The following is an 11,429-nucleotide window of genomic DNA, read 5'->3' as shown; positions in this document are numbered from 1 at the left end:
CGTCCGCCTAGACTGGCGGGCGATGACGACCGACGAACCGCAGCACGCACCGGACGACCTGGTCGAGGAGACCGAGGCGCAGCTCGACGCCGTCGAGGACGAGGACCTCGCCGCGTCGGACACGGTGGACGAGTCGGACGACCCGACCGCCGACGACGAGCCGGTCGACGCGAAGACGGTCTCGGAGCACGAGCTGCGCCGCCTGTTCGAGGACCAGGCGCTGCCGTTCATGGACCAGCTGTACGGCGCGGCGATGCGGATGACGCGCAACCCCGCCGACGCCTCGGACCTCGTACAGGAGACGTTCGTCAAGGCGTTCGCCGCGTTCCGGCAGTTCCGCCAGGGCACGAACCTCAAGGCGTGGCTGTACCGGATCCTGACGAACACGTTCATCAACACGTACCGCAAGAACCAGCGGAACCCGTACCAGGGCACCATCGACGAGCTCGAGGACTGGCAGCTCGGCGGCGCGGAGAGCGTGACGCAGTCGATCTCGGCCCGGTCCGCCGAGGCCGACGCCATCGACCATCTGCCGTCCTCCGCCGTGAAGGACGCGCTGCAGGCCATCCCGGAGGACTTCCGGATGGCGGTCTACTTCGCCGATGTCGAGGGGTTCTCCTACCAGGAGATCGCCGACATCATGAAGACCCCCGTGGGGACGGTCATGAGCCGCCTCCACCGTGGACGCCGGCTCCTGCGTGGGCTGCTGGCGGACCACGCACGCGAGACCGGTGTCGTCCCGGACGCAGCGTCGACGGCGACGATGCGCGGGCGAGGCCGTGGTGCAGGTACGCGGGCGGCCACGACGGCCGGTGCCCGCACGACCCGGAAGGACGCACGATGAGCGGGTGCGACTGCTCGAAGGCGAAGGCGGAACTCGAGGAGTTCCTCCACGACGAGCTCCGTCACGAGGACGCCGCGGACATCCGCGAGCACATGGACGGCTGCGAGGACTGCCTGACGGAACACCGCGTCGGCGTGGTGCTCATGGAGACCGTGAAGCGCGCCTGCCAGGAGACCGCTCCCGAGCAGCTCCGCGGCGAGGTCCTCGCCCGGCTCCGCGCAGTGCAGTCCACACACTGACCGCACCCGGCCGCGTCACACCGGCGGAAGCGCCGCTGGGAGCGGGTAGGGTGCGGGCATGACCGACGCCGAGCCGATCAGCACCTGGACCGAACCCGACGTCGTCGCGGTGACCGAGTTGGTGCGCCTGCTCGGCCACCAGGTCGAGCCCGCGTCGATGCGCTCGCGCCTCGACCGGCTCACCGCCGAGGCCGGGCACCGCACGTGGGTCGTGCGCGGGGACGACGGTCGGCCCGTCGCGGTCGCCGGGGCGCAGCTCACGTGGACGTACGCCGGGGACGCGCCGACCGCGCAGTTGCTCCTGCTCGTCGTGGACCCCACGGCCAGGAGGCACGGCACCGGCTCTGCGCTCCTGGGCACCTTCGAGACGTGGGCCGTCGAGCAGGGCGCGCGCCAGCTGAGCGCCGTGAGCGCCGCCGCGACGGACAGCGCGCACCGGTTTTACCAGCGCCGCGGCTACCACGAGGCGGGCGTCCGCTACACCAGGCTGGTTTGAACTGTACTGATCCCTCGCGGACGTCGGAGCGCCTCGTGCTGGAGTCCCACGGACTCCTGCACGAGGCGCTCCCTCGTCATCAGGCCGACGCGCTCAAGCGCTCATGCCCGCAACGCCCGGTCGATGACCTCGGCCGCCTCGGCGGCGGAGCGCTTCGACGAGCCGGTCGCCGGCGCCGCACTCGCGGACCGGGCCGCGACGGACAGCGGCCGACCGTCCAGGTGCGGGGACAGGTTCATGCAGACGAACGGCCAGGCGCCCTGGTTCTCGGGCTCCTCCTGGGCGAACACGACCTCGGCCTCGGGGTAGCCCGCGATGACCTCGAGGATGCGGTCGAGCGGGAGCGGGGCGAGCTGCTCCAGCCGGACCAGTGCCACGTCCGTCACACCGCGCTTCTCCGCCTCGGCACGCAGGTCGTGGTGGATCTTGCCCGAGTGCAGGACCACCCGGCGCACCGAACCGCGGTCGACACCGTTCGCCTGCAGGCGGTCGTCGTCCAGGACCTCCTGGAACGTGCCGGAGGTGAAGTCCGTCACCGCGCTCGTCGCCTGTCGCAGGCGGAGCATCGCCTTCGGGGAGAACACGATGAGCGGCTTCTGCGGCTTCGCCCACGCCTGGCGCCGGAGAAGGTGGAAGTACGACGCCGGGGTCGACGGGCGAGCCACGACCATGTTGTCCTGCGCGCACAGCTGCAGGTAGCGCTCGATGCGCCCGGAGGAGTGGTCCGGCCCCTGCCCCTCGTAGCCGTGCGGGAGCAGGAGCACCAGGCCGGAGCGCTGGCCCCACTTCTGCTCGGCGGACGAGATGAACTCGTCGATCACGGTCTGGGCGCCGTTCGCGAAGTCGCCGAACTGCGCCTCCCAGAGCACGAGGGCCTCGGGACGCTCGACCGAGTACCCGTACTCGAACGCCATCGCCGCGTACTCGCTCAGGAGCGAGTCGTAGATGAAGAAGCGTGCCTGGTCCTCGGTGAGGTTCGCGAGCGGCAGCCACTCCTGGCCGTTGGTCCGGTCGTGGAAGACCGCCTGGCGCTGGACGAACGTGCCACGACGGGCGTCCTGCCCGGCGAGCCGCACCGGCTTGCCCTCGGTCAGGACCGAACCGATCGCCATCAGCTCGGCCATGGCCCAGTCGATCCCGCCGGTCCGGGTCATCTCGCGGCGCTTGGTGAGCAGCTGCTGCAGCTTCGGATGGATCGAGAAGCCCGACGGCGGGTTCCCGTGCGCGTCGCCGATGAGTTCGACGAGCTCCTGCGAGACCGCGGTGTCGTGCACCTCGAGTTCGGAGTCGTCGCGTTGGGAGGTCGGGCGCTCGAGGCCGTTCACGGCACCGGAGTCGTCCGTGGCGGGCGTCGACACCGAGCCCGTCTGCGCCTCGTGCGTCTCCGCGAAGGCGCGCTCGAGGCGGTCCTGGAAGTCGCGGTGCGCGTCGTCGTACTCCTGCTGCGTGATGTCACCGCGGCCGACGAGGGCTTCGGTGTACAGCGTGCGGACCGAGCGCTTCGCCTCGATGAGGTTGTACATGAGCGGCTGCGTCATCGAGGGGTCGTCGCCCTCGTTGTGACCGCGGCGGCGGTAGCAGACCAGGTCGATGACCACGTCGCGGTGGAACTCCTCGCGGTACGCGTAGGCCAGGTCCGCGACGCGGGCCACGGCCTCCGGATCGTCGCCGTTCACGTGGAAGACCGGCGCCTGGATCGTCTTCGCGACGTCGGTCGAGTACACCGAGGTGCGCGCTGATTCGGGCGGCGTCGTGAAGCCGACCTGGTTGTTGATGACGAGGTGCACGGTGCCGCCGGTGCGGTAGCCCCGCAGCTGCGACATCTGCAGGGTCTCGACGACCACGCCCTGGCCGGCCATCGCCGCGTCGCCGTGCACGAGCACGGGGAGCGTGCCGAAGGTGCCGGCGGGCTTCCGGTCCTGCTTCGCGCGGACGATGCCCTCGAGCACGCCGTCGACGGCCTCGAGGTGGGACGGGTTGGCGGCGATCGTGACGGGGATGCGGGACCCGTCGGAGGCGCGGAACACGCCCTCGGTGCCGACGTGGTACTTGACGTCGCCGGAACCCTGACCGGAGACCGTGCCCGGGAGCTGGGTGCCCTCGAACTCGCGGAAGATCTGGCCGTAGGTCTTGCCGGCGATGTTCGTCAGCACGTTGAGGCGGCCGCGGTGCGCCATGCCGATCGCGACCTCGTCGAGACCGTCCACGGCGGCGTGCTGGATGAGCGTGTCGAGGAACGCGATGGTCGACTCGCCGCCCTCGAGCGAGAACCGCTTCTGGCCGACGTACTTGGTCTGCAGGAAGGTCTCGAAGGCCTCGGCCTCGTTGAGCTTGCCGAGGACGCGGAGCTGCTCGTCCTTCGACGGCTTCGAGTACGGGACCTCGATGCGCTCCTGCACCCAGCGACGCTGCTCCGGGTCCTGGATGTGCATGTACTCGATGCCGACCGTGCGGCAGTAGGCGTCGCGGAGGATCCCGAGGACGTCGCGCAGGGGAGCGGTCGTCGTGCCGGCGAGCCCGCCCGTGACGAACTCCCGGTCGAGGTCCCAGAAGGTCAGCCCGTGGCTCTCGATCTCGAGGTCGGGGTGCGTGCGCTGCCGGTACTCGAGCGGGTCGATGTCGGCCATCAGGTGCCCGCGGACACGGTAGCTGTTGATGAGCTCCTGCACGCGCGCGGTCTTGTTCACCCGGTGCGCCAGGTCGACGTTGATGTCGTTCGCCCACTGGATCGGCTTGTAGGGGATCCGGAGCGCGGCGAAGATGTCGTCGTAGAAGCCGTGCTGGCCGATGAGCCGCTCGTGCACCTTCTTGAGGAACTCACCCGACCCGGCGCCCTGGATGACACGGTGGTCGTACGTGCTCGTCAGCGTGATGGTCTTGCCGACGCCGAGCTCGATGAGGGTCTTCGGTGCCGACCCCTGGAACTGCGCCGGGTACTCGAGGGCGCCGGCGCCGACGATGCAGCCCTGCCCCTTCGTGAGACGCGGGACCGAGTGCTCGGTGCCGATGCCGCCCGGGTTCGTGAGGGAGATCGTCGTGCCCTGGAAGTCCGACGGGGTGAGCTTGTTGTCCCGGGCGCGCTTGACGACGTCCTCGTACACGGAGAGGAACTGGCCGAACGTCAGGGCCTCGGCGCGCTTGATGCTCGGGACGAGCAGGGAGCGCGTGCCGTCCTTCTTCGGGACGTCGATCGCGATGCCGAGGTTGACGTGCGCCGGGGTGACGAGGAAGGGCTTGCCGTCGCGCTCCTCGTACGAGACGTTCTGGCTCGGGAACTCCTTGAGCGTCTGCACCATGGCCCAGCCGATCAGGTGCGTGAAGGAGATCTTGCCGCCGCGGGCACGCCGCAGGTGGTTGTTGATGACGATCCGGTTGTCGATCATCAGCTTCGCCGGGATGGTCCGGACGCTGGTCGCGGTCGGGACGGTGAGCGACGCGTCCATGTTCGACGCGAGGGTCTTCGCCATGCCGCGCAGCGGGGTGGCGACGTCCTCGTGGGTCTCCTCGTGGTCGTCCGCCGCGTCGTTCGCCTCGGCGGGGATCGGCTGCGGGGACGGCTGGCGCGAGGTGGTGCGGGCCTGGAGCGGGGTCTTCGCCTCTCCCGTGGCGGGCTGCTGCGTGGAGGAGGGGCCGGAGGCGGCGGCGGGCTGACCGGCGGGGGCGACCTGCGCGGCGGCTGCCTGGGCCGGGGCGGGGGTGCTCGAGTCGGCGGCGGCCGGGGTGCCCGAGCCGGTGTCGGCCGGGCTGCCGGAGGCGGCGTCCGTCGTGGCGGCCTGCGTCCGGTGGTAGCTCTCGAGGACAGGCCACCAGGACTCGTCGACGCTGTTCCTGTCGGCCACGAACTGCTCGTAGAGCTCGTCCACCAGCCACTCGTTCGCGCCGAAATCGCCCGCGGTCTCGTCCGTTCCGGTCAGATGGCTCGACACAGCCGATCGCCCACTCTCCGTCGATTGATGCTCGTGTGTGTCGTGCGGGGCAACCCTGTCCCGCACGCCGTCAACCCTAGCCGCTCCTCCGTGGCCGCGAGGTGGGAGAGGGCGGGCGAGTCGGGCCTCCCGGCGGGCGTCGCGGGGCCTCCCGGCCGGGCCTGACGCCGCCGCCGTACGATTGGCCCCATGAGGTTCTACGAGACGCGGCCGACCCACGACCTGACCTACTCCGACGTCTTCCTCGTCCCGAGTCGGTCGAGCGTGACGAGCCGCTTCGACGTGGACCTCGCGACGGACGACGGCACCGGCGCGACCATCCCGATCGTCAGCGCGAACATGAACTCGGTGACCGGTCCCCGCCTCGCCGCGACGCTCGCCCGACGCGGTGGTCTCGGTGTGCTGCCGCAGGACATGCACCTGCAGGACCTCGCCGAGGCGATCCGCTGGGTGAAGGCGCAGCCGGTCGCGTACGACTCCGCACTCGAGCTCGGCGCCGACGCGACCGTGGCCGAGGCGCTCGAGCAGCTCCTGCCGGTCGAGGGCCGTGGCATCGTCGTGCGCGACCCGGCGGGCGAGTACCTCGGCTGCGTGCCGGCGACCCGGCTCGCGACCGCCGGCGCGGACGCCGTCCTCGGCGACCTGCTGCACGGCGCGACGGTCGCGATCGACGCCGAGGACGCCGGCACCCCGCGGCACGTGTACGACGTGCTGACCGCGGCCGGCGTGGACTTCGCTCCCGTCGTGCGGCACGGCAAGGTCGTCGGCACGACGAGCCCGACGAGCGCCATCCGCTCCGACATCTACCGACCGGCCGTGGACGCGTCCGGTCGGCTCCGGGTGGCGGCGGCCGTCGGCATCAACGGCGACGTCGCCGCGAAGGCCTCGGCCCTCGCCGACGCCGGGGTCGACGTGCTCGTCCTCGACACCGCCCACGGCCACCAGGAGGGCATGCTCCGCGCGCTCCGTGCCGTGTCGGCCCTGCAGCTCGGCATCCCGCTCGTCGCCGGCAACGTCGTCACCGCCGACGCCGTCGCGCACCTGGTCGCCGCCGGCGCGTCGATCATCAAGGTCGGTGTCGGCCCCGGTGCCATGTGCACGACGCGCATGATGACCGCCGTCGGGCGGCCGCAGTTCTCCGCGGTGCTCGAGACCGCCGCGGCCGCCCGGTCGCTCGGCGCGCACGTCTGGGCCGACGGCGGCGTCCGCTACCCGCGTGACGTCGCGCTCGCGCTGGCCGCCGGTGCGTCCGCCGTGATGATCGGCTCGTGGTTCGCCGGCACGCTCGAGGCGCCCGGCGTGCTCCGCCGCGACCCAGCCGGTCGCGCCTACAAGGAGAGCTGGGGGATGGCGTCCGCGAAGGCCGTGCGGGAGCGGTTCGAGCGGCTCGACCCGTACGAGCGTGCCCGCAAGGCGCTGTTCGCCGAGGGGATCTCGTCGTCGACGATCTTCCTCGACCCGGAGCGTCCGAGCGTCGAGGACCTGCTCGACATGATCACGACGGGGCTCCGCAGTTCCGCCACGTACGCGGGCGCGACGAGCCTGGCCGAGTTCTCGGACCGCGCGCTGGTCGGCATCCAGTCCGCCGCCGGGTACGAGGAGGGCAAGCCCCTGCCGGTGAGCTGGTAGCGCGGTCGCGCCGCCGACGCCACGACGGACGGGAGGTGGGACCCTCCCGTCCGTCCCGGGTCTCGGGAGCGACCGGCGTCAGCGACGCCGGGTGGCGTCCTCGACGGTGCCGATGAGCTCCTCGAGGATGTCCTCGAGGAAGAGCACGCCCGTCGTCCGCCCCTCGGCGTCGAACGCCCGGGCCACGTGGCGCCCGGCCCCGCGCATGGTGGCGAGCGCGTCCTCGAGGTCCATCTCCGTGTACAGCGAGATGAGCTGCCGGATGCGCTTCGGCGGCACCGGGTCGTCGAACTCGTCCGGCCGCAGGTCGATGACGTCCTTGACGTGCACGTACCCGGTCGGGTCACCGGCGTCGTCGACGAGCACGTAGCGCGAGAACCCGCGCTGCGACACCATCCGCTCGACGTCCGCCGGGGTGGCGTCCTCGTGCAGCGTCACGAGCCCGGACATCGGCACGGCGACGTCCTTGACCTTCTTCTCGGTGAACTCGAACGCCATCCGGAGCGTGCCCGAGTCGTCGGCGAGGGTGCCCTCGCGCCGGGACTGCTCGACGATCGTCTGCACCTCGTCGACCGTGTAGGCGCTGACCGCCTCGTCCTTCGGCTCCACCTTGAAGAGCCGCAGGACGCCGTTCGCGACCTCGTTGAGGCCGACGACCACCCAGTGCAGGCCGTGGCCGATGTACCAGAGCGTCGGGACGAGCATGAGCGCGGCCCGGTCCGGCATCGAGAACGAGATGTTCTTCGGGACCATCTCGCCGAACACGACGTGCAGGAACGACACGAGCAGCAGCGTGAACACGAACGCCACGACGCCGATGACCTCGGCGCTCCACCCGGTCAGGTGCAGCGGGACCTCGAGCAGGTGGTGGATCGCCGGCTCGGACACGTTCAGGATGAGCAGCGAGCAGACCGTGATGCCGAGCTGCGTGGTCGCGAGCATGCGGGTCGCGTGCTCCATCGCCCACAGCGTCATCTGCGCGGCACGGGAGCCCTGCTCGGCCCGCGGCTCGATCTGCGAGCGGCGTGCCGAGATGACGGCGAACTCGGCGGCGACGAAGAACGCGTTGCCCCCGAGGAGGACGAAGAGCCAGAAGATGCCCCACCAGTCGGAACTCATCGGTCGGCCTCCGCGGTGTCGGTCGTCGTCGTGCTCGTCGTCTTCGTGGTGCTCCCCGTCGGGGTGGGGGCGCTCCCGGTGGGGGAGTCGACCGGGTTCGGCGTGTAGCGGATGCGGTCGATCCGACGGCCGTCGAGGCGCTCGACGCGGAACACGCCCGAGTCGATCGCGACCTCGTCACCCACCACCGGGAGCCGTCCGAGCTCCTGCATGAGGAACCCGCCGACGGTCTCGTACGGGCCGTCCTCGGGCACCGTGACGCTCGCGCGGTCCTCGAGTTCGTCCGGACGGAGCAGTCCGGGGAAGGTGAGCCAGCCGCGGCTGCGCACGACGTCGATGCGGGCGCGGTCGTGCTCGTCCGATACCTCGCCGACGATCTCCTCGACCAGGTCCTCGAGCGTGACGACACCGGCCGTCCCGCCGTACTCGTCCACGACGATGACCATCTGGTACCCGCGGCCGCGGACCTCGGTCAGCAGCGTGTCGCCGGGCATCGTCTCGGGGACGCGCTCGGCGTCCGTCATCAGCGCGCCGACCGGGACCTCGGCGCGCTTCTCGCGCGGGACCGAGACGGCCTGCTTGACGTGCACGAGTCCGACGACGTCGTCCGCGTCCTCCTCGATCACCGGGAAGCGGCTGAAGCCGGTCCGGCGGGCGAGGGCGATGACGGCGTCGGCGCTGTCGGACACACGGATCGTCGACAGCCGCGGCCGGGGCGTCATGACGTCGCTCGCGTTGAGCTCGGAGAACGCCAGCGTCCGCTCGAGGAGCGTCGCGGTGTCCTGTTCCAGCGACCCCTCGGACGCCGAGCGGCGGAGCAGCGAGGTGAGCTCCTCGGCGCTCCGTGCGCCGGACAGCTCTTCCTGCGGCTCGATGCCGATCGAGCGGAGCACGGCGTTCGCGGTGCCGTTGAGCACTGCGACCGCGGGCTTGAACACCGTCGTGAAGCCCACCTGGAGCGGCACGACGAGCTTCGCGGTCTGGAGCGGCAGCGCGAGGGCGAAGTTCTTCGGCACGAGCTCGCCGAGGATCATCGACAGCAGGGTGGCGATGACGAGGGCGACGATCGAGCCGACGGTCTCGACGACCCCCTCGGGCAGGTCCATCGCGAGGAACGGTGCCTCGAGCAGCTTCGCGATCGACGGTTCGAGCAGGTACCCGGTGAGCAGGGTCGTCAGGGTGATGCCGAGCTGGGCGCTCGACAGGTGCGTCGACGTGACCTTGAGCGCACCGATCACGGGGCTCAAGCCGGATTCGCCGCGGTCGCGGCGGGCTTCGACGTCGGCGCGGTCGAGGTTGACGAGCGAGAACTCGGAGGCCACGAAGACCCCGGTGCCGAGCGTCAGCAGGATGCCGCCGATCAGCATGAGGACGTCGACGGGGCTCACGAGGCACACCTCGGAGTCGGGCAGCTCACTGTGTGAGCGGCGGGCATGTGATGGTCAGCGCAACTAGGAGGGTCGTCCACAATGAGGGAATCGTACCGGGCGCTCGCTCGGAGGAACCGAGGAGGCGTCCGGTCGGTGCGCCGGGCCTCCCGGCCGATCCCGGCCCGCCGTCACTCCGTCGGTCGCCGTCACCCCGTCGGGGCGGCGAGTTCCTCGAGCGCCGACCGCAGGGCCGCCGCCGAGGTGAAGTGCACGCCGACCGCACCGACCGCGTCCGCGCCGGCGGCGTTCTCCGCACGGTTGTCGACGAACACCATCGCGGCGGGCTCGATCCCGAGGCGGTCGCACGTGTCGCGGTAGATGGACGCGTCCGGCTTGAGCACGTGCTCCTCCGCGCTCACCACGACGGTCTCGAACATCGAGCCCATCGGCGAGTACCGGTAGGGGTCGCCGAAGTCGAACCCCGCGTTCGACAGGAGCGCCAGCCGCGTGCCGGCGTCGTGCAGTTCCTCGACGAGCGCCAGGACCTCGGGGTCGACGTCGAACCACCCGGTGTAGTCGAGCGCCCAGAACCGGTGGATCTCGGTCACCGACCAGGACCGCCCGGTCCGTTCGCCGATCGCCCGCCAGTAGGCGAGCACGGAGAGGTCGCCACGGTCCAGGTCGTTCCGGAGCTCCTGGTACACGGGGAACAGCTCGTCGGCGTCGAGCCCCGTCGCCTCGAGCAGTGCGGCACGGGCGGCGTGCGGGGTGCGGCTGATCACCTCGCCGTAGTCGAAGACGACGACACGGCCGGGCAGGGACAGGCTCATGTCCGTCACCGTACCGTGGGGACGATGAACGACTTCGTCTCCGTCCGACCCGCCGACGCCGCCGCCTGGATCACCGTGCCCACCGGTGACACCTCGAAGTACCGGCGCGGGGTCCTCGGGGTCGCCACCGGCTCCGCCGCCTACCCGGGTGCCGCGGTCATGGGCGTCGACGCCGCCGTGCACACCGGGCTCGGCATGGTCCGGTACGTCGGACCCGACCGTGCCACCGACTTCGTGCTGGCCCGACGGCCGGAGATCGTCGCCGGGGTCGGCCGCGTGCAGGCGTGGCTCGTCGGGTCGGGCATCTCGGCGGCCTCGCTGGACGAGCTCGACGCGACGACCCGCGACGGCTTCGCGCACGCGTCCGAGGACGGCGTGCCGGTCGTCGTCGACGCCGGTGCGATCCCGCTCGTCGACCTCGGGCCGCTCGCGGTCCTCACCCCGCACGCTGGCGAGGCAGCGTCCCTGCTCGGGGTGTCCCGCGACGAGGTCGAGGGGGACCCGCAGGGTGCTGCGCTGCGTGCGGCGGAGCGCACCGGCAGCGTCGTGCTGCTCAAGGGTGCGGACACGCACGTCGTCACGCCCGACGGCGGGGTCCGGCTGGTGGCGTCCTCGGCGACGCCGTGGCTCGCCGCGGCCGGTGCCGGGGACGTCCTCGGCGGGGTGCTCGGAGCCCTCGTCGCAGCGCGGGCCGGGACGAGCGAGGTCGGGTCGGAGGAGCTGGCGCACCTCGCCGCCGCCGCTGCGGTCGTGCACGGGGTCGCGGCACGCCGGGCGTCGCGTGGTGGCCCGTTCCCGATGACGGGACTCGTCGAGCAGCTGCCGGGTGTGGTGCGGGACCTCGCGGTGCGGGGTGACGCGCAGGCGGACTGACGGGCCGCCGGTCTGGACTGAGGGACCGACGGGAGGCGCGGTGCCGACCGGTGCCGGGCCTCCCGGCCGTCAGGTGGTCGCTTTGCGACCTTCGAGACGGGTG

The 11,429-nt window shown here is 71.5% G+C and carries 9 protein-coding genes; 5 read left to right on the top strand and 4 right to left on the bottom strand.

Annotated elements, in window-relative coordinates; all coding sequences use genetic code 11:
- The first annotated feature begins 22 nt into the window (after nucleotides 1-22).
- From DEJ34_RS09330 to DEJ34_RS09320, 3 genes are read left to right on the top strand one after another with little or no spacing between them, the layout of a single operon-like run.
- Nucleotides 23-844, top strand: coding sequence for a sigma-70 family RNA polymerase sigma factor (locus DEJ34_RS09330; RefSeq protein WP_110825236.1), 822 nt, complete (start codon nucleotides 23-25; stop codon nucleotides 842-844).
- Entirely contained in the window at nucleotides 841-1,083 is a 243-nt protein-coding gene (locus DEJ34_RS09325) for a zf-HC2 domain-containing protein (RefSeq protein ID WP_110825167.1), read from the top strand. Before DEJ34_RS09330 ends, DEJ34_RS09325 begins: the two co-directional genes overlap by 4 nt.
- Before the next feature lie 58 nt (nucleotides 1,084-1,141).
- Nucleotides 1,142-1,579 (top strand): GNAT family N-acetyltransferase, encoded by a 438-nt coding sequence (locus DEJ34_RS09320; RefSeq protein ID WP_110825166.1) that lies wholly within the window; start codon nucleotides 1,142-1,144, stop codon nucleotides 1,577-1,579.
- 101 nt (nucleotides 1,580-1,680) lie between these two features.
- Here DEJ34_RS09320 and DEJ34_RS09315 read toward each other — a convergent pair whose 3' ends face one another.
- On the bottom strand, nucleotides 1,681-5,505 hold the full coding sequence (locus tag DEJ34_RS09315) for a multifunctional oxoglutarate decarboxylase/oxoglutarate dehydrogenase thiamine pyrophosphate-binding subunit/dihydrolipoyllysine-residue succinyltransferase subunit (RefSeq protein WP_284180679.1): 3,825 nt from the start codon (nucleotides 5,503-5,505) through the stop codon (nucleotides 1,681-1,683).
- A gap of 189 nt (nucleotides 5,506-5,694) precedes the next feature.
- Between DEJ34_RS09315 and guaB1 the strand changes: the two genes are divergently transcribed.
- On the top strand, nucleotides 5,695-7,134 hold the full coding sequence (guaB1, locus tag DEJ34_RS09310; RefSeq protein WP_110825165.1) for a GMP reductase: 1,440 nt from the start codon (nucleotides 5,695-5,697) through the stop codon (nucleotides 7,132-7,134).
- Between the two features lie 78 nt (nucleotides 7,135-7,212).
- Here the strand turns inward: guaB1 and DEJ34_RS09305 are convergent, their stop codons facing one another.
- The 3 genes from DEJ34_RS09305 to DEJ34_RS09295 form a co-directional block, all read right to left on the bottom strand.
- Complete coding sequence (locus DEJ34_RS09305) at nucleotides 7,213-8,253, bottom strand: hemolysin family protein (protein ID WP_110891332.1); 1,041 nt, start codon at nucleotides 8,251-8,253, stop codon at nucleotides 7,213-7,215.
- Nucleotides 8,250-9,620, bottom strand: a complete 1,371-nt coding sequence (locus DEJ34_RS09300; RefSeq protein WP_258368398.1) for a hemolysin family protein — start codon at nucleotides 9,618-9,620, stop codon at nucleotides 8,250-8,252. Before DEJ34_RS09300 ends, DEJ34_RS09305 begins: the two co-directional genes overlap by 4 nt.
- Nucleotides 9,621-9,829: 209 nt before the next feature.
- On the bottom strand, nucleotides 9,830-10,453 hold the full coding sequence (locus DEJ34_RS09295) for an HAD-IA family hydrolase (RefSeq protein WP_146236952.1): 624 nt from the start codon (nucleotides 10,451-10,453) through the stop codon (nucleotides 9,830-9,832).
- A gap of 24 nt (nucleotides 10,454-10,477) precedes the next feature.
- Between DEJ34_RS09295 and DEJ34_RS09290 the strand changes: the two genes are divergently transcribed.
- Nucleotides 10,478-11,326, top strand: coding sequence for an ADP-dependent NAD(P)H-hydrate dehydratase (locus tag DEJ34_RS09290; protein ID WP_110911888.1), 849 nt, complete (start codon nucleotides 10,478-10,480; stop codon nucleotides 11,324-11,326).
- Nucleotides 11,327-11,429: the final 103 nt, after the last annotated feature.

The organism is Curtobacterium sp. MCPF17_050 (assembly GCF_003224435.2).
Lineage (GTDB): Bacteria > Actinomycetota > Actinomycetes > Actinomycetales > Microbacteriaceae > Curtobacterium.
The sequence above is the reverse complement of the archived record's forward strand: the minus strand, read 5'-3'. Positions and strand labels throughout refer to the sequence as shown.

Coding starts and splice junctions, on each gene's coding strand:
- DEJ34_RS09330 (WP_110825236.1), top strand. CDS start 23: ATGACGACCGACGAACCGCAGCACGCACCGGACGACCTGGTCGAGGAG.
- DEJ34_RS09325 (WP_110825167.1), top strand. CDS start 841: ATGAGCGGGTGCGACTGCTCGAAGGCGAAGGCGGAACTCGAGGAGTTC.
- DEJ34_RS09320 (WP_110825166.1), top strand. CDS start 1,142: ATGACCGACGCCGAGCCGATCAGCACCTGGACCGAACCCGACGTCGTC.
- guaB1 (WP_110825165.1), top strand. CDS start 5,695: ATGAGGTTCTACGAGACGCGGCCGACCCACGACCTGACCTACTCCGAC.
- DEJ34_RS09305 (WP_110891332.1), bottom strand. CDS start 8,253: ATGAGTTCCGACTGGTGGGGCATCTTCTGGCTCTTCGTCCTCCTCGGG.
- DEJ34_RS09300 (WP_258368398.1), bottom strand. CDS start 9,620: ATGCTGATCGGCGGCATCCTGCTGACGCTCGGCACCGGGGTCTTCGTG.
- DEJ34_RS09295 (WP_146236952.1), bottom strand. CDS start 10,453: ATGAGCCTGTCCCTGCCCGGCCGTGTCGTCGTCTTCGACTACGGCGAG.
- DEJ34_RS09290 (WP_110911888.1), top strand. CDS start 10,478: ATGAACGACTTCGTCTCCGTCCGACCCGCCGACGCCGCCGCCTGGATC.